We start from the raw sequence: 17,341 nt of genomic DNA, 5'->3' as shown, positions 1-17,341 counted from the left end.
TTGAATCGTCATCCTCCTTAGAACTTCTGCATAATAACTCTGCTCTGCCCTGACTTGAACGCAATCCGCTGTCCTTAAACATTAACGCTCCGGCAGTGTCACCTGCAGTTACTGGTTAACCCTCAGTTCACGCCCGGCCATTCCCAGGACATGAACTCCGCAGTCCGCCAGAGAGAGTATTCAGCAAGGCTGCGGATATCGAGATTGCCGGCAATCAAGTCCTTCGGTTTATTTCTTCACTTCTGTGACGCCGGATACAATGCCCTGATCTGATGAGTCGAAGGTGGATTGATATTGAGCATTCGCGAAATAGACGTTGCCATTGATGGTGGCATTCACAACGCTGAAGCCGTCCGCCTCCACATAAACGTCCCCGACAAAAGTACCGCCCTGAATCCGGGCATTTTCACTCCTAATGGTGATTTTGGGAGCAGTCAGTATGAACGAGTTAGTGATATTGTGCTCCGCATCCTGAGTATAGAGGGCGATTTTGCGAGCCGGTTCTTCCTTGTTGATGAACTGGCCGTCCACAACGAGATCTTCGGTGAACGTAAGGTCATTTAAGGTTGCGGCAATCCAGGTGCCGTCTTTACTGATCGCTTTTTTGAAATCCTCTCCATTGTTAACTACGGATGCTGAGGTAACAGCGTCAGTGGTTTCCGTTACATTGGTATTGCCGTTTGCTGACGTATCTGGATTTGCCGCATTATTGTTGCTCGAGTTACCGCATCCTACGAGTAGGGTAAAAGCGAATACTGCGGCCAGGCCTGCACTCTTTCTCATCTAAAGAACCTCCTTAGGGTAGGTGTGACTTTGTGATATGTTCTTTCAAAATTAATGTAGAATGATTAGTGCTGAAATATTGCGGTGGAATTCACATTTCCTTCATTATATTTACCGATCGTTCTATAAATGGTAAAATCGATCCAGAGAGGAGCATGATGATGGCAAGAAGCAAAGAATTCGATATCGATAATGTACTCGGTAAAGCGATGAATGTTTTTTGGCAGCAGGGCTATGAAAAAACCTCTATGCAGGACCTGGTGACCGGAATGGGAATTCATAAGCGCAGCATGTATGATACTTTTGGCGACAAGCATACTTTATATATGAAAGCTGTAGACCGGTATGTGCAGAATACCTCAGCCAAGATGGAAGAACAAATGAAGGAAGCGGCCTCAGCAAAAGAGGCAATTCGTCAACTGTTTGAACTGATTCTCCAGATGGCAGAAATCGACCCGAAGGGCTGCCTGCTTGTGAACACTGCGGTTGAGCTGTCCTATCATGATCCCGAGGCAGCAGCCAGCGTGAACGAAGCGTTCTTGGATACAGAACAGCTTATTGAAAGATTGCTGCTGGAGGGCCAGGCAAGCGGAGAAATTTCCAGACGCCGTCCGGCGGCGGATCTGGCGGCATATCTGCACAACGCCCTGGTGGGACTGAGGGTAATGGTCAAAACAACCAGGGATGTAGATAAACTACAAGGGATTATAGATACTACGCTTGTGGTGCTCGATTAAACTTCTCGTATAGTATGAGCTAGTGTCTGTCCAAATATCCGCAGATTTTTGAGCGGCAACAGGCTCTGATTATAATTTGACTTCAATATGGCCGCAGTTTGGATTACAATATTCTTCTGATGAATTTTTACGCGAAGGAAGGTCTGTTCCATGGCTAAGCAGAAATTTTATGTAGTATGGGAAGGCAAACAGCCGGGAGTGTACGGTACTTGGGCAGAATGTCAGGCCCAGACGGATCATTACACCGGAGCTAAATACAAGTCCTATGAATCCAGAGCTGCCGCAGACGCAGCGTACAAGGCTGGCTGGAAGGGGAATTGGGGAACGGGGGCATCCTCATCCGCTTCCGGTGGCTCAAAGGGGAAACCGGCTGCCTCACGGGGACGGAGCGCTAGTGTAGAAACCTCGGCAGAGATTGATTATGACAGCATATCCGTTGATGTCGGCACACGGGGCAATCCGGGACCGGTAGAATACAAGGGTGTGGACACTCAGACAGGCGACATTATATTCAGCTGCGGACCCATTAAGAAAGGCACTAATAATCTGGGTGAATTTCTGGCAATTGTTCATGCGCTGGCCCTGCTGAAGAAGGAGGGCAGCAACAGGACGGTTTACAGTGATTCCCTGAACGCGATGAAATGGGTCAAGCAGAAAAAGGTGGCCACGACTCTGCCTAGAGATGCCTCTACGGAGGAGATTTGGATACTGATTGACCGCGCCGAGCGGTGGCTGCAGAGCAATACATATGACAACAAGCTGCTGAAATGGCAGACCAAAGAGTGGGGCGAGATCAAAGCGGATTACGGGCGGAAATAGCCCTGGCAACCCAGCCTTATATTATGTGTATTAACAGGTAATGAATAATGATTACGTGAAAGATCGGAAGGAGAACGGGGATGTTCGGCAACGATTGGGATGAGGTATTGCAGGAGGAAACAACAAAGTCCTATTTTCAGGAACTGCGCTACACGCTTGCGAGTGAATATAAACAACATACAGTTTATCCGCCTAAAGAGCTGTTGTTCTCGGCGCTCAAGCTGACGCCATACAGCAAGACCCGGGTGGTTATTCTGGGACAGGACCCTTATCATGGTGCGGGACAAGCTCACGGGTTAAGCTTCTCAGTGAAGCCCGGGGTGCGTATTCCGCCTTCACTGCGCAATATTTATGCGGAGCTCCATACGGATACCGGGCTGCCGGTTCCGAACCACGGCTCACTGCTGCACTGGGCCGAAGAGGGTGTCCTCATGCTGAACGCAGTGCTGACTGTGCGTGAAGGCCAGCCCAATTCACATAAGGGACTAGGCTGGGAGACATTTACTGACGCCATCATGGAGAAGCTAAATGAACGGACGGAGCCGATGGTATTTATTCTGTGGGGAAGCCATGCTCAGCAAAAAGGGGCTTATATCGACCGGGACCGGCATATGGTGATTCAGTCACCGCATCCGAGTCCGTTCTCGGCACATCGTGGCTTTCTGGGCAGCCGCCCCTTCTCCAGAGCCAATCAGTATCTGGAGTCACATGGCCTTAAAGGAATAGATTGGTCCATACCGAATGTATAGGTAGCACGGACACAGCGAAGGGGGTGGAGCAATGAAGCATTGGGTTGGCAGACCGGTCATTATGTATTGCGGGGAAGAGCCTTACACCATCATGAAGGGCGTTCTGCGCAAATGGGATCCAGCCGCTTCGGTGGCCGTGATCGGCCATCAGGAAATTGCTGTACCTTTTCGTGACATTGTGTTCATTAAGGCTCTGGCTCCCAAAGAGAGAGCTTTGCCCCCGGTTCTTCATTCCGTCGGATATGTCATGAGAGAGCGCCAGCAGTTCGATAACGCAGTATATTTTAAATCAGCAGTAACCGTGTGGAAAGGTGATCAGCTGATTGCTTTTAATACAACCATAGCTTCACATACCAAAGGTTCGGTTACCCTGGTGGACGGGCAGAATCTGATGAAAGGTACACACATCTTTGTCGTCCGCTCCCTGCGTGGCTGAGGAATCAAAACAAAAAACGGCTGCACCCTCCCGATTAAGGACGGCGCAGCTGTTTTTTGTTTCAGGGGCCTATATGAGAAGTTAGCCTAACCAACAGCTGCTATAGCTGTTCTTCCTTGACGACCTCAACTTCTTCAATACGTTCCGCGATGATAATTTCATAGATTCGCAGAAAGATGATTTTGATAATCATATACACGGGAAGAGCAATCAGCACACCGATGATGCCGAAGAAATCTCCGCCGATCAGCACAAGGAGTACCGTCGTGAGCGGGTGAACATCCAGCGACTTGCCGTAAATAATAGGAGAAAGCACATTATCTTGAATTTGCTGGGCAACCACAATAATGACCAAAGACCAAATCGCCATGGATGGCGAATCAATGAATCCTACAATGACTACCGGGATTGCCGCCAGCAGAGAGCCGACATAAGGAATGAAATTAAGCGGTATGGAAATTACGGCGAGCAGGAGCGAATACGGCAATCCAATAATCAGAAAGCCGATATAGAGCATAATTCCCAATACAACATTGAGCAGAACCCGGGTCACGATAAAACCGCTTAGTGCGCTGTCGATATCCTTCAGCATTTCCTGACCTTCCTTGCGGTACTTTTTCGGAATCAGGCTCTGAAGAATAGGGGACAGCTTGTGTCCGTCCTTCAGCATGTAATAAAGAATAATCGGCAAAGTGGCGATGACGACCACAATGCTTGAAACGACACCGATAAGATTGGTCATCGAGTTAGTAACCCAGGTAATCCCAGCGTTCAAATATTCCGAGAGCCGGGCAGCCACGTCGGTATCCCCTTTGAAGAATCTTGACAAGGAAGGATCATTCTGCAGCTTGTTGAACTGATCCTGCATTCCCTGAACCAGGTAAGGGGTGTTGTCAATAAAGTTCTGAATCTGTTCACGAAGTGTCGGCCAGACCAGCACCCAGAACAGGATGAACAGTCCCACAGCGACAAGATAGATCAGCAGGATGGATAATCCGCGTCCCAGTTTATGGCGCTCCAGAAATGAGACCAGCGGCCGCAGCAGATAATACATGAATCCGGACAGCATCATCGGCACAAGCAGCAGATTCAGGATCGCCACCACAGGAGTGAACAGAAAAATAACTTTGGAGCCAAGATACAGAATCGTCAGAAAGGCGATAATGGCTAGGCATGTTCGAAAATACTTGCTTTGTAGCATAGCAGCCTCCCCTTCATTCAAAATAATGCCCGTATGTATCAGCATCAGGATCATTGGTAGATCTACCAATATACTAATAGTACATTAAAATCGCGGTAAATCTAAACCCGATTCTATCTTTATAACCGATATACGAGAGTTTGATTCAAGTTTATCCGGAACCAGGACAACCGGCCGGCCGGTTCAAGCCGCAAAGGTGGCGGTTAATATCGCTTTAACAGGAGGGATGTCATATGACTATGCTGCTTGTAGGAATATTCGGGCACCGGAGCGATGCGATACTGGCGATAGAGGCGGTGCAGGAGCTCGGAGTCAAAGCGAAGCAGATATCGGTTGTGACGAAGGAGAAAAATACGCTGGAGGTCATCAGCCACGATACAGGGATTGGCAAGCCCGAAGCCGGGGAAGGCAATGCAGGCTTGTTCGGAACAGCGAGAGGACTGGGGGTAGGGCTGGATATGTTGTCTGATACGGCGGTGGCAGCGGGGCCTGCAGCGAAGAAGCTGGCTGGGGCTGATCTCGATATCGACGGTCTTGCCGTCAGCCTGATTAGCATCGGAATCCCCAAGGACGATGCGGAGGCCTATGCCAAACATGCTGACCTCGAGCATATTATTGTGATTGTCACACTTAAAGATGAAGAACCTCGCTGGAAGATAAACGCCATATTTGAAAAGCATCAGGCCATACCTCTTGCGTCTGCCTAATGCGAAAGAATTTATTGCCATAGATTAAGCTTTAACGCGGTGGACGGGATTTCCGTCGGGCCGCTTTTTTTTTTCTGGATTGTATGAATAAAAGCGGGTCGATATCTACCTGGCCTCCGGTTTCCTTGGTCACTTGCTTCGCTTTGACGAGGGCCAAAAATGCGAACACTTCTCCCAAAGCGGCTAGACCGGCAGCGATAATTTCATAATCTTCAGCGCTTAGCTCCGCGGATTCTACCGGATTGCTGGCACCGGGATTATTATTCAGATTGCTGTTGCCTATGCGGTTGCGATTTCCAAAGTTGTTTTTGTAATTGGCCATTTCCTGTTCACCCGCTTTTCCCCATATGTATTATAAAATATGTAACACCCCGGGCAGATGAAATAGGCGTTCAGGAGGATATTTCAGACAGCCGGCTTTGAGCAGATCTGCTCAAGAAAAAGGAGCTTTACAGATGATGAAAACGCTGTTATTATCATAAGTGAGCAGAAGTAATCACAAATGGTCATATTCAATCAAAATCGAGCAGTTGATTCTATTCGATCAAAATATGGAGTATAAGGATTATTGTTATTTCAGATCCTAAAGAAGCCGGAAGGTAACGCTGTTCCGTTAAGGAGTGAACCGTCATGCTGTTTGAAGAGGAAAGAAAGCGTAGCATCGTGCAGTTTGTCGAGAAGCATACGAGGGGCTCGGTGCAGGAGCTTAGCCAACAGCTTGGCGTATCCGAATCGACAGTCCGCCGTGATCTTAAAGAGCTGGAGGAAGCACGGCTGCTGAAAAGGACACATGGCGGGGCAGTCTCCCTGCAGAGCGTCAACTTTGAAGCAGTATTTCAGGACAAGGAAGACCGGTTCCTGGAGGAGAAGCTGCGGATCGCCCGCAAAGCGGTGGAGATGATCCAGGACGGTGATGCAATCCTGCTTGACGGAGGAACAACAACCCTGCAGATTGCCAGGGAGCTGAAATCCTTCTCCAATCTTAAGGTCATCACTAACTCTATCATGGCGTTAAACGAGCTGAAGGAGTGCCGGAATATCGAAGTATCTATCACAGGCGGTATGCTTCGTCCGGATACACTTGCTTTTGTGGGACCGATGACGGAGCGGTCACTGGAGATGGTGCGGGTGGATAAGGCGTTTCTCGGTACGAACGGGCTGGATGTGCACGAAGGCATTACCACACCGAATATGCTGGAAGCCGCCACCAAACGTAAAATGATCTCCGTTGCCAAGCAGGTCATCCTGCTGGCTGATCATAGCAAGGTTGGGCAGGTATCCTTCTGCAAGGTTGCGGATCTGCAGGAAATTGATCATTGCATTATGGATTCGGAAACGCCGGAGAGCTTTATCCGCGAGCTTGAAATGATGGATATGGACTATACATTAGTTTGAACATTAGAAAACCATAATAATGAGGGATAATCATGATATATACAGTGACACTTAACCCTTCCATTGACTATATCGTGGAAGTTGACCAGGTAAAGCTAGGCAGCCTGAACCGGATGAAACGTGATTTGAAGCTGCCGGGCGGTAAAGGGATCAACGTCTCGCGTGTTCTGAACCAGTTGAACGTCCAGAACAAGGCAATTGGCTTTCTTGGGGGCTTTACCGGCCGTTATATTGAAGATTGGCTGCATGAAGAAGGCATTGCGAGTGATTTCGTATCCGTCTCGGATGATACCCGGATTAACATCAAACTCAAAGCCGGAGAGGAGACGGAGATTAACGGAGTGGGCCCGGTGATCCGGGATAACGAAGCCGAAGCGCTGCTTCAGAAGCTTGCTACTTTGCAGGCGGGTGACATCGTTATAATGTCCGGAAGCATTCCTCCTTCGCTGGGTGAGGATTTCTATAACAGGCTGATTGGCGTATGCAAGCAGCACGGGGCCGAATTTGTTATTGATACGACCGGACATGCATTGCAACAGGCATTGCCTTTGGGACCGCTGCTTGTTAAGCCGAATCATCATGAGCTGGCTGAGCTGTTCGGGGTTCAAATCAGCAGCAAGGACGATCTTATCACCTACGGGCGCAAGCTGCTGGAGCTCGGGGCAAAGCATGTGCTGGTCTCCATGGCCGGAGAGGGGGCTCTGTTCATATCAGAGAATAGCCTGTTCCGCGCCAACGCTCCGGCAGGCAAGGTGAAGAATTCGGTAGGTGCGGGGGACTCTATGATTGCTGGTTTTGTCGGCACATTGTCCCTGACAGGAGATGTACTGCAGGCATTCCGTGCAGGAGTAGCTTCCGGCAGCGCAACCGCATTCTCCGATGATCTGGCGGACAGAGAACTTATTGAGCAGCTCAAGCCCTTGATCGAAATTTCACAGTTGTAAACAAGCAGTTCAAGAAAAAAGGGGAGTTGAAATATATGAGAATTACGGACTTGATGATAAAAGAAACGATGATTATGGACCTCAAGGCCACGACCAAGGAAGCGGCGATCGACGAACTGATCGCCAGTCTTGCAGGCAGCGGGCGCATTAATGATCCCGTGCAGTTCAAGGAAATGATCCTGCTTCGGGAAGCCCAGTCCAGCACTGGCATTGGCGGAGGCATTGCAATGCCACACGCCAAAACCCGGGCTGTCAACGAGGCAACGGTTGTATTTGCCAAAAGCGCAGCGGGCGTTGATTTTGCCTCACTCGATGAGGAACCGGCACAGCTGTTCTTTATGATTGCCGCGCCGGAGGGTGCTGGAAATATGCACCTGCGTACACTGGCTTCATTGTCCAGGTTGCTCATTGAAAGCGAGTTCATCGAGGCGTTGATGAAAGCTTCTACCCCGGAGGAAGTATCCGCTTTGTTCGATGCCAAGCAGGCAGAGCAAGAGGCCAAGGAAAAGGACAATGAATCCGGAAGCAGCACAAAGCAGGCTCCTGAACGCGTAATTACAGGCAACCCCGCTTCTTCAAGCTTCGTCGTTGCGGTCACGGCGTGTCCTACAGGAATCGCCCATACCTTTATGGCTGAGGATGCATTAAAGAAAAAGGCCCTGGAAATGGGTGTCAACATCCGTGTGGAGACAAACGGTTCTGAAGGGGCACAGAATGTGCTGACCGAGGACGAAATCCGCCGGGCCAGCGGTGTTATCATCGCTGCCGACAAAAATGTGGAGATGGCCCGGTTCTCCGGCAAGCCGGTGCTGCAAAGACCGGTAAGCGACGGCATCCGCAAACCCGAAGAGCTGATCACCAAAGCAATGAATGGAGATGCGCCGATATACCGCAGTGAAGGCCGCGGTAGCGGGGATGCCCCAGCAGCGAACTCCTCCAGCATCGGAGGCAAGATCTACAAGGACCTGATGAACGGCATTTCACATATGCTGCCATTCGTAGTCGGCGGGGGGATTCTGCTGGCGATCTCCTTCCTGTTCGAACAGGTGGCAGGTGTAGATAATCCGTTTGTGAAGCTGCTGCAGACGATCGGCGGGGGAGACGGCGCCTTCCATTTCCTGATTCCGATTCTCGCCGGATTTATCGCGCTAAGCATCGGCGACCGCCCGGCACTCATGCCCGGGATGGTCGGCGGTTATATGGCCTTGAACTCCAATGCCGGATTCCTTGGCGGACTTGCTGCAGGTTTCCTGGCAGGGTATGTGGTCATCCTGCTTCGCAAGGTGTTCGCCGGTCTGCCCAAAACCCTGGACGGCTTGAAGCCGATACTGCTCTATCCGGTATTCAGTCTGCTCATTACCGGCGGCATTATGTTCTACCTGTTTGATCCGGTATTCAGCTGGATCAATGAAGGACTTATCGATGGTCTCAACAGTCTGGGCACCAGCAATATGATCATTTTGGGAATTATTCTCGGTGGAATGATGGCGATTGATATGGGCGGTCCCTTCAATAAAGCAGCCTACACTTTTGCCATCGGTGTATTTACATCCAGCGGTAATACCAACGGATTGATGATGGCGGCTGTCATGGCGGGAGGAATGGTTCCTCCGCTGGCCATTGCGTTAGCAACGACATTCTTTAAGAACAAGTTCACAGAAACGGAACGCAAGTCAGGTGTAACGAATTATGTGCTCGGCTTGTCATTCATTACCGAAGGAGCTATTCCCTTTGCCGCAGCCGATCCGCTGCGTGTCCTGACCAGCTGTATTATTGGTTCAGCTGTAGCTGGCGGACTTACACAGCTGTGGAACATCAACGTCCCGGCTCCGCACGGCGGAATTTTTGTGGCCGCGCTGTCCAGCAACGCGCTGCTGTTCATTCTGGCTGTTCTTATCGGAGCTGTTATCTCCGGCCTGACGCTGGGACTTTGGAAGAAGCCGATTAAGGCTAATTAAGACAGTAAACCAATCGTACTGCGGGATTCAGAATTCAACTCTGAGTCCCGCAGTATTTTTTTGCCTGAACGAACTGCATTTTGCAGGCGTATTTCTGTATAATTACTAATATATATAACGAGAAGATAAAGGAGCGAGCGAGATGATTCTGCACAAAGGGGAGGCTTTGTTCCGCCAGGGAGACAGCTGCCAAAATCTGTACAAGGTAAAGAGCGGGCTGTTTAAGGTGACAAGGCTGCATGAGAACGGGAACATGGTGCTGTTCAACCTGTTGTATCCCGGTGAGACCGTTCCCCATCATTCCCTCATTTCGCCAAAGGAGGCGCATGGAACGGCGGTGGCGATGATGAGGAGCGAGGTGGAGGTCATTCCGGCTGCGGAATGGTACCGCGAGCTGCGTGAGGAGCCGGATAAAGTGATGGAAATCGCTCTGCTGCTCCAGGAGAAGGTTCGTTTTATGCAGACACGCATTGACCACCTTACTGTCGGATCGCCGGGGGAGCGGATGGAGCTGCTGACCCGCTGGCTGAATGAGTACTCATATGGAGCACAGCTGACAGACCTGCTGACACAGGAAGAAATTGGGCAATTGATCGGCGTCCGGCGGGAGACGGTGAACCGTCTGCTGCGAAATCAGGGCTAATTCATGCTTTTTATTGGAAAACTGTTTAGAGTGACTCCTTTGCGTGGTATAATCTAAACAGAACATATCAAACTAAAGAAAGGATCAGGATACCATGTGTCCCCGAAGGACGATTCCCCAAAGGACGATTTGGAAACGTTATGATCTGTCTTATACTTAGCTTCCCTGTAGAATGTGCGCGAACCGTTGTTAATTGACGAAGCCGCCTCTGCGTGGGAAGGGAGTATTGTATGCGAAGGAAGAACTCTTCTGGTTTTACCCCTCGTAGAGGCTGGCGGGACGTCTAAGCCGCCATTTACGATAAGGGGAGACCTGTATGAAGAAACAAGACAGTGGCATGAGGTTGCCGCTACGGCTCATTATTATTTTATCCGGAACATTTTTACTTGCATTTACTTATTATCACATCAATTATCAGAATCATTTGACCGAGGGCGGGTTTGTAGGCCTGGCACTGCTCGGCAAATACGTATTAGGAATTTCACCATCACTATCTACGCTAATCTTAGACATTCCAGTACTCTTGATCGCATTGATATTCAAAGGGAAATCGTTCGTGGTGAACACCTTCATCTCGGTAGGGGCCTTCACGGCATTCTATGGACTGATGGAACGCTATTCCGGATGGGTCATCGACTTGCAGGATAACTTGCCGCTTGCGGCGTTGTTGTCCGGTGTACTGACAGGTCTAGGAGCGGGAATGGTCCTGCGCGGCGGCGGGGCGAGCGGTGGAGACGATATTTTGTCCCTGCTGATCAGTGAATGGAAAGGAATTAAAGTAGGTACGGTATTCATCCTGATGGATGTTATTGTTTTGGCGTTGTCACTCTTCTATATGCCTCTCAAGGAAACCTTGTATACGGTGATGGCCGTGGTTGTAGCCGGTTATGTGATCACCTTTACCACGTCCTTGGGCAGACCGAAGCTGAGCAAGGCGCCGAAGATCCAGCCTGCACGCGTGAAACCGCAGGATGGTACGGTAATGTGAATAGGGCAAAGTTAGCCCCATGTCATGGGGATCATTATGAGAGGCCAACGGGAACTTACCCGGCTGGCCTCTTGTTTGTATGGCGAAGTGAACCACCTTCCGGTAAAAAACAATTAAAAAAGTTGATGCCGGGGCATTGTGTTATATAATGGAAACAAATAAAAGAACGGTGGGATCAGTGCTTTGATGATGATTATATTCCTGACAAAAGAAATCGGTTAATCCATTAACTGAATAACGCATGAACTGACCAGGCACAGGTATTCCCGGAGTAATGAGGGATTAGTCCGCATGGCTCAGCCCATGTTTCTTATGTTGAACTATAGTCTAGTCTCAAGCTGCCGTATCCATTACCCGATAGAGGTCTCTCTATTGCCGGTCAACGTTTGCGTACAGCCGTGGATGAACATTCACGGCTTTTTGCTGTGCCCTGGAGGAGGCAGACCGGGCTTTATTTTACCAATTTAAAGGGAGATGATGAGTAATGAACGGAGTTAAACCAAACGTCACTGCAAAGGAAATCGGAAGGATTGTCAGAAATGACCGGGGAATGGAGGCCGAGAATATCAGGGCAATGGAAGGCGGGAATCTCAGCACTGTCTTTTCATTCAAGGCTGAGGAACGCGAGTATGTTATTAGGTTCAGTGCAATGGAGGATGACTTCCAAACCGAGTCCTATGTTGCAAATCTGCTCGCCTCACAGGGAGTACCTTTTCCGAGAGTATTGGGGCTGGGGCTACATAAGGCTTACAGTTATTGTATCTCGGAGCGCGTGGCAGGGCATAATCTGGCAGACTTGCAAGCAGAGCAGAGGGCAGCACTGCTTCCCGAGCTGGTTCAAGTCATTACCGGGATGAACGGGGTGAAGCTGGACAGCAGCTCTTCAGGGTATGGTTTCTTGAACAAGGAAGGCAATAGCATCTATGCCAGCTGGGAGGGGTTCATCCGCTCTTTTTACGGGCAGGAGCAGCAGGAAGGCTTCTGGGAGAATTGGTATGAGCTGTTCACCAGCAGCTGTCTGGAAAAGGATGTGTTTGACGAGTGCTACTCCCGGTTGCTTGCATACAGCAAATATAATGCGCCACACCGCCATTTTGTCCATAATGATTGCCATGAGTGGAACATACTCACAGACGGCCGCCGGATTACCGGAATTATCGACAGCAACAGCATTTATGGGGATTTCATGATTGATGTGGCCTCAATGCATGCAATGATACCTGGTGTGGATATGTCACAGGTTTTCCTCAGGCATTATGAAGAGCTGGGGACACCGGTTGCCCATTTTGAGGAGCGCTTAACAGGTGCCCACTATTTTAAAGGGCTGGACGCCATGAGGTTTTACGCAAAAATGGGCTGGGACCATGCTTATATGGAGACGCGCGACCGTCTGCTGTCCATGCCCTGCAATATTTAACATAATGCTGAAACCGCTGCAGGAGGGAGCGCGTATATATCTCATTCAAAAACGAAACTTTAGGGGGATAACAAGGATGAGTGCTCACGAAATTGATTATGTCATTATGGGCGAGGAAATACAGTGTGTGGAGGTGCAGCTTGATCCGGGGGAGAGTGTGATCGCAGAAGCGGGAAGCTTCATGATGATGGACCCGGAGATAACGATGGAGACGATCTTTGGCGACGGATCAGGATCTGGACGGACAAATGGTCTGGTAGGCAAGCTGATGGGTGCAGGTAAACGCCTGCTGACCGGAGAAAGCTTGTTTATGACGATCTTCACGCACAGCGGGGCCTATGGCCGGAAGAGTGTCACCTTTGCCGCCCCGTATCCGGGCAAAATCATCCCGCTTGATCTCCAGCAATACCACGGCAAAATCATCTGTCAGAAGGACTCCTTTCTCTGCGCTGCCAAAGGCGTGTCGGTGGGCATTGAATTCCAGCGCAAGCTGGGCGCAGGCTTCTTCGGCGGTGAGGGATTTATTATGCAAAAGCTGGAGGGCGACGGCCTCTCCTTCGTGCATTCCGGGGGCTATGTGCTGGAACGGACGCTGCAGCCTGGAGAGACAATCAAGATCGACACCGGCTGTCTTGTGGCCATGACTTCGTCTGTAGATTATGATATCGAATTTGTCAAAGGTGTGAAGACCGCGTTGTTTGGCGGGGAAGGATTGTTCTTTGCTACCTTGCGCGGGCCGGGCAAGGTATGGGTACAGTCGCTGCCGTTCAGCCGGATGGCGGACCGCATTCTATCGGCTGCCGGCAACACCGGCCGCAAGGAAGAAGGAAGCATCCTAGGCGGCCTTGGCAATCTGCTGGATGGCAGATAGGATCGCCAGAGACAAGAATCAGAATTGCCGCTTTTTTACCTTGCGGGTACAGCGTGATTAGAGAAACAGCCGTCTTCACCGGATTACCGGGAAGGCGGCTGTTTGTTTAGCTGAGTCCTTTGTGTTATTTTACGGCCAGAATAATATTAGTATGTATTCCTTCAGTAAAGACTCCTTTGGGGTCCAGAAGCAATAATCTCTCTTTCAGCTCTCTCTCGAATAGAGGTGCCTGGTCGCCGAGAAACCGCTTCGAGCCAAAGGAGGTGGAATACAGATTCCCCAGTATGGCTTCTATAGTCCACTGATATTCATACATTGGCAGCCGGTGAGTTTCAAGGCGGAAGCTGGATCCGGCTACGATATCCGTGTGACTTTTGACCGGATGAGAATAGGTTGTATTGCCAGCCTTCCGCTCCTCGCCATACCATTTGCGTACGATCCGGTCAACTTCTTTCTGCCAAGGCAGGGGCGCTTGATCGGGCTTGTATTGATCCACAATAGCGACTCCGCCTCCCGGAGCAACCCGGTTGTAGAGCAGTCCGAGCACCAGGTCCCTGTCCATCCAGTGAAAAGCTTTGGCTATAGTGACTAGACGGTAGACGGGAATGGTGGACAGAGCCAAATATTCTTCCGCTTTTCCCGCAACCCATTCCGTATTAAGCGCTCTCATTTCCTTGCTGATCCGCACCGCCTCATGGATCATTTCCTGTTCGTAATCGAGTCCGGTCACGCGCTGAACCCAATCGGCAAAACGTAAGGCAAGCTGCCCGGTTCCACAGCCCAAATCCAGCAGTTCGCCTTCCCCGTCCAGCCCAAAGCGGTTCACAAGGAATCTCACGAGCCCGGAAGGATAGAGCGGGCGATACTTCGCGTAATAACCTGCCGATCCTTTGAAAAGATCCTGACCATAATCTATCATGCCACTCATCAGCTCCTTTGACTGAAAATTATAACCTATATTTGACTAGCCTGCAGTGACTGTATATATTATTGGGCAAACCCCTTAGCTTCACTAGGGCGTAAACCGGAGGCCTGATATGTTCAAAATATTTATCATTGAGGATGACCGGGGGCTGGTGGCGCTGCTCCAGGAATATTTACATAGGTTCGGCTATGAAACACAGGCGGTGAACGATTTTGAAGCGGTACGGACCGAGTTTGAGCAATATGCACCGCATCTCGTACTGCTGGATGTTAATCTGCCTAAGTTTGACGGTTATTACTGGTGCCGCCAGATCCGCGGAATCTCGACCTGTCCGATTCTCTTCATCTCTGCACGCGACGGCAAAATGGATCAGGTGATGGCGCTGGAGAACGGAGCGGATGATTACATTACGAAGCCGTTTGATTATGAAATAGCCATGGCCAAAATCAAAAGCCATCTGCGCCGTGCCTACGGCTCCTATGCTGTGGGAGCGAACGAGCGCAGTCTGGCGGTGTCAGGGCTGACACTGGATGTGGAACGTCTGGTGCTGTCGCGCGGCAATGCCAAAGTCGACCTCAGCCATACGGAAGCGAAAATTCTCGACGAGCTGATGAAAAAAACAGGCACCATCGTCACCCGCGACCGGCTGCTGGAGAAAATCTGGGATGACCAGGCGTTTGTTGATGATAATACGCTGAATGTCTATGTCACCCGTGTGCGCAAAAAGCTGGCAGCGATGGGTATTCAAGACGGGCTGCAGACCGTACGCGGGCAAGGATACCGGTTAAGCGACAACTGGGGGGAAGTGACGTGAAGCTATTTTTGCGGGAACAGACGCCGTTAATCGTGATCTACCTTGCCCAGCTGATGATCATTACTCTGGTGTACCGGCTGGACGGAGGAAGCGGTGTGAATGTCAGTCTGTACGCCGGGCTGCTCAGCACCTTTTTGCTGCTGGCCTATCTGGCGTACCGTTATTTCTCCAACCGGTCATTCTATGAGCGGCTGGAGAGCCTGCCTTCATCGCTGGATGAATCGGGAGGGCCCGCGCAGGGCTCTCCGCTCGCGGAAAGCCTGCGCAAGCTCCTGGCACAGCAGTTCCGGCTCTACCAGAATGATTTGCACAGCTACCGCCACAAGCTGGAGGAGCATATTCATTTCATCAACCAGTGGGTGCACGCTATGAAGACTCCGCTCTCGGTGATCCACTTGATTATTCAGGATAGAGACGGTCCCCCGTTTACGGCCATTGGCGATGAGCTGGACCGGCTGAAAAAAGGGCTGGATACGGTGCTCTATACCGCAAGACTGGATACGTTCGAGCATGATTTCTATGTAGAGCAGCTGGAGCTGGCGGACGTCGTGCGCGGTGTGACTTCAGAACAAAAACGGCTGTTCATCCGCAAACGGGTGTTTCCGGCGATAGCGATGGACAGCGGCATAACCATCACCTCTGACGAGAAATGGCTGACGTTTGTACTGACACAGCTGATAACCAATGCCTTGCGCTATACGGTAGAGGAGGGGCGTGTAGTTCATTTTCGCGGATATCTTCAGGAGAAGGGCAGGGCGGTACTAGAAGTCCGCGACGAAGGAGTCGGCATCCCGCCGGGGGATTTACCGCGCGTCTTCGATGCTCATTTTACTGGTGTGAACGGCCGCAGCTTTCAGGAATCCACGGGGATGGGCCTCTATTTGGTGAAGCAGATCTGCAGCAAGCTGGGGCATGAGGTGGAAATTTCCTCTGAGGTGGGCAAGGGTACGGCAGTGCGGATTATTTTCTGAGCCGGGGCTGAAACCGCAGGATCAGAATAACGACAACCGATACTACGGTTAAAGACATGGTGTTTGTGATAAAAAAAGCAAGTCCCACGCCCGTCAACACCAAGCTGACAGCATAAGCCTCCATTAAACCAATCCCCAGCAGCATCAATAAGTAGGATTTCAGGTTTAAGTCCGCAACCGATTTTGTCTTGAGAATTTGGATGATTTGCGGAAGCCAGCCGAGGGAAAGAATGACACCGCCGATCAGCTGCATAAGCGAAAAGAGCATGAGAGCACCTCACAGTTCTTTTTGTACGTTGTATGCGCCGCGGGCGGAATGGGTTCTTTTCACGCAAAAAAAAACCGCCGCCTCTGGGATGAGGCAGCGGGTCATTCAGGAAGCCAGGATTGCGCCATCATTGCTGTTTCAGACGCAGCAACTGCTCCAGCAGCTCCTGCACTCTGGTGTCAGGGAACGATTGGGCCAAAACCTCGTTAACAGTCACCCGGGCCCGGTCCAGCTTGTCTTGCCCTATGGCAGTAAGCGAGGTATAGATGCTTCTGCGGTCAGCATCACAGGTCTTTCTTTGGAGCGCGTCGCAGCCTTTGGCTTCAAAACGGCTGACCAGTCTGGAGACGGCGCTCTGGCTTAACCCGACCATCGACTCCAATTGCTGCAGCTTCAGCTTCTTCTCCGGGGCTTCGGAGAGAAACAGCAGCAGATAGAATTCTTTTAGAGACAATTTGTAGTTCTCCTGAAGTTTGGTTTCTAACTCATTTGCTACATTCATTTGTATATGGGTCAATGACAACCAGCTGGTTATCAGTTCATTGGCAAGAGTATCCTTCATCACATATCACAATTCCTCTCCCGGCTATATACCGACTCATGAAATTAAATATTCAACTATTATAGCATCATACGCCCGTGGTTTGATAGATACAGAGGAATCGGCTGCGCAGCGTACCGGAATTCTGTCAACGCTATTCTGCTTACAATAATG

The 17,341-nt window shown here is 50.4% G+C and carries 20 protein-coding genes; 14 read left to right on the top strand and 6 right to left on the bottom strand.

Annotated features, from left to right (window positions below; all coding sequences use genetic code 11):
- Nucleotides 1–228 precede the first annotated feature (228 nt).
- Nucleotides 229–783, bottom strand: coding sequence for a hypothetical protein (locus tag NST07_RS24060; protein ID WP_341094881.1), 555 nt, complete (start codon nucleotides 781–783; stop codon nucleotides 229–231).
- Between the two features lie 161 nt (nucleotides 784–944).
- On the opposite strand from NST07_RS24060, the gene NST07_RS24055 reads away from it, so the two are divergent.
- The 4 genes from NST07_RS24055 (at nucleotide 945) to NST07_RS24040 (ending at nucleotide 3,524) form a co-directional block, all read left to right on the top strand.
- Entirely contained in the window at nucleotides 945–1,520 is a 576-nt protein-coding gene (locus NST07_RS24055) for a TetR/AcrR family transcriptional regulator (RefSeq protein ID WP_341094879.1), read from the top strand.
- A 150-nt stretch (nucleotides 1,521–1,670) separates the two neighbouring features.
- Entirely contained in the window at nucleotides 1,671–2,339 is a 669-nt protein-coding gene (locus tag NST07_RS24050; RefSeq protein ID WP_341094877.1) for a ribonuclease H family protein, read from the top strand.
- A gap of 80 nt (nucleotides 2,340–2,419) precedes the next feature.
- A complete protein-coding gene (locus tag NST07_RS24045) occupies nucleotides 2,420–3,088 on the top strand; it encodes a uracil-DNA glycosylase (protein WP_342480283.1) in 669 nt (222 codons plus the stop codon).
- A gap of 31 nt (nucleotides 3,089–3,119) precedes the next feature.
- On the top strand, nucleotides 3,120–3,524 hold the full coding sequence (locus NST07_RS24040; protein WP_038595039.1) for a hypothetical protein: 405 nt from the start codon (nucleotides 3,120–3,122) through the stop codon (nucleotides 3,522–3,524).
- Nucleotides 3,525–3,624: 100 nt separating this feature from the next.
- On the opposite strand, the gene NST07_RS24035 is transcribed toward NST07_RS24040, so the two are convergent.
- Nucleotides 3,625–4,725 carry an AI-2E family transporter gene (locus NST07_RS24035; protein WP_341094873.1) on the bottom strand — a complete coding sequence of 367 codons (1,101 nt, stop codon included), beginning with the start codon at nucleotides 4,723–4,725 and terminating at the stop codon, nucleotides 3,625–3,627.
- A 233-nt stretch (nucleotides 4,726–4,958) separates the two neighbouring features.
- On the opposite strand from NST07_RS24035, the gene NST07_RS24030 reads away from it, so the two are divergent.
- Nucleotides 4,959–5,432, top strand: a complete 474-nt coding sequence (locus NST07_RS24030) for a hypothetical protein (protein ID WP_342480282.1) — start codon at nucleotides 4,959–4,961, stop codon at nucleotides 5,430–5,432.
- A 31-nt stretch (nucleotides 5,433–5,463) separates the two neighbouring features.
- Here NST07_RS24030 and NST07_RS24025 read toward each other — a convergent pair whose 3' ends face one another.
- The gene (locus NST07_RS24025) at nucleotides 5,464–5,754 is read right to left on the bottom strand and encodes a hypothetical protein (RefSeq protein WP_341094870.1); all 291 of its coding nucleotides are present in this window, start codon (nucleotides 5,752–5,754) and stop codon (nucleotides 5,464–5,466) included.
- 308 nt (nucleotides 5,755–6,062) lie between these two features.
- Between NST07_RS24025 and NST07_RS24020 the strand changes: the two genes are divergently transcribed.
- The 7 genes from NST07_RS24020 to NST07_RS23990 all read left to right on the top strand — a co-directional run bounded on the left by NST07_RS24020 (nucleotide 6,063) and on the right by NST07_RS23990 (nucleotide 13,648).
- Nucleotides 6,063–6,827: a DeoR/GlpR family DNA-binding transcription regulator gene (locus tag NST07_RS24020; RefSeq protein ID WP_342480281.1), complete on the top strand. Its 765-nt coding sequence runs from the start codon at nucleotides 6,063–6,065 to the stop codon at nucleotides 6,825–6,827.
- A 32-nt stretch (nucleotides 6,828–6,859) separates the two neighbouring features.
- Nucleotides 6,860–7,771, top strand: a complete 912-nt coding sequence (gene pfkB, locus NST07_RS24015) for a 1-phosphofructokinase (RefSeq protein WP_342480280.1) — start codon at nucleotides 6,860–6,862, stop codon at nucleotides 7,769–7,771.
- 35 nt (nucleotides 7,772–7,806) lie between these two features.
- A complete protein-coding gene (locus NST07_RS24010; protein WP_342480279.1) occupies nucleotides 7,807–9,729 on the top strand; it encodes a fructose-specific PTS transporter subunit EIIC in 1,923 nt (640 codons plus the stop codon).
- A gap of 142 nt (nucleotides 9,730–9,871) precedes the next feature.
- Nucleotides 9,872–10,372, top strand: coding sequence for a Crp/Fnr family transcriptional regulator (locus NST07_RS24005; protein ID WP_341094862.1), 501 nt, complete (start codon nucleotides 9,872–9,874; stop codon nucleotides 10,370–10,372).
- Between the two features lie 316 nt (nucleotides 10,373–10,688).
- Complete coding sequence (locus NST07_RS24000) at nucleotides 10,689–11,360, top strand: YitT family protein (RefSeq protein WP_341094860.1); 672 nt, start codon at nucleotides 10,689–10,691, stop codon at nucleotides 11,358–11,360.
- Nucleotides 11,361–11,844: 484 nt separating this feature from the next.
- Nucleotides 11,845–12,777 carry an aminoglycoside phosphotransferase family protein gene (locus tag NST07_RS23995; RefSeq protein ID WP_341379229.1) on the top strand — a complete coding sequence of 311 codons (933 nt, stop codon included), beginning with the start codon at nucleotides 11,845–11,847 and terminating at the stop codon, nucleotides 12,775–12,777.
- 76 nt (nucleotides 12,778–12,853) lie between these two features.
- Nucleotides 12,854–13,648 carry a TIGR00266 family protein gene (locus NST07_RS23990; protein ID WP_076108828.1) on the top strand — a complete coding sequence of 265 codons (795 nt, stop codon included), beginning with the start codon at nucleotides 12,854–12,856 and terminating at the stop codon, nucleotides 13,646–13,648.
- A gap of 124 nt (nucleotides 13,649–13,772) precedes the next feature.
- Here the strand turns inward: NST07_RS23990 and NST07_RS23985 are convergent, their stop codons facing one another.
- Nucleotides 13,773–14,567, bottom strand: a complete 795-nt coding sequence (locus NST07_RS23985; protein ID WP_341094857.1) for a methyltransferase domain-containing protein — start codon at nucleotides 14,565–14,567, stop codon at nucleotides 13,773–13,775.
- A 118-nt stretch (nucleotides 14,568–14,685) separates the two neighbouring features.
- Between NST07_RS23985 and NST07_RS23980 the strand changes: the two genes are divergently transcribed.
- Both NST07_RS23980 and NST07_RS23975 read left to right on the top strand, forming a co-directional pair.
- On the top strand, nucleotides 14,686–15,387 hold the full coding sequence (locus NST07_RS23980) for a response regulator transcription factor (protein ID WP_076108831.1): 702 nt from the start codon (nucleotides 14,686–14,688) through the stop codon (nucleotides 15,385–15,387).
- On the top strand, nucleotides 15,384–16,358 hold the full coding sequence (locus NST07_RS23975) for a sensor histidine kinase (protein WP_342480278.1): 975 nt from the start codon (nucleotides 15,384–15,386) through the stop codon (nucleotides 16,356–16,358). Before NST07_RS23980 ends, NST07_RS23975 begins: the two co-directional genes overlap by 4 nt.
- On the opposite strand, the gene NST07_RS23970 is transcribed toward NST07_RS23975, so the two are convergent.
- Together NST07_RS23970 and NST07_RS23965 are read right to left on the bottom strand one after the other, a co-directional pair.
- Complete coding sequence (locus NST07_RS23970) at nucleotides 16,348–16,626, bottom strand: PQ-loop domain-containing transporter (RefSeq protein WP_341094855.1); 279 nt, start codon at nucleotides 16,624–16,626, stop codon at nucleotides 16,348–16,350. The genes NST07_RS23975 and NST07_RS23970 overlap by 11 nt on opposite strands.
- Before the next feature lie 127 nt (nucleotides 16,627–16,753).
- A complete protein-coding gene (locus NST07_RS23965) occupies nucleotides 16,754–17,128 on the bottom strand; it encodes a MarR family transcriptional regulator (RefSeq protein WP_341379227.1) in 375 nt (124 codons plus the stop codon).
- Nucleotides 17,129–17,341 lie beyond the last annotated feature (213 nt).

The sequence above is a fragment of the Paenibacillus sp. FSL L8-0340 genome, assembly GCF_038593145.1.
Classification (GTDB): domain Bacteria; phylum Bacillota; class Bacilli; order Paenibacillales; family Paenibacillaceae; genus Paenibacillus_AQ.
This window is presented reverse-complemented; position numbering and strand designations above follow the sequence as displayed.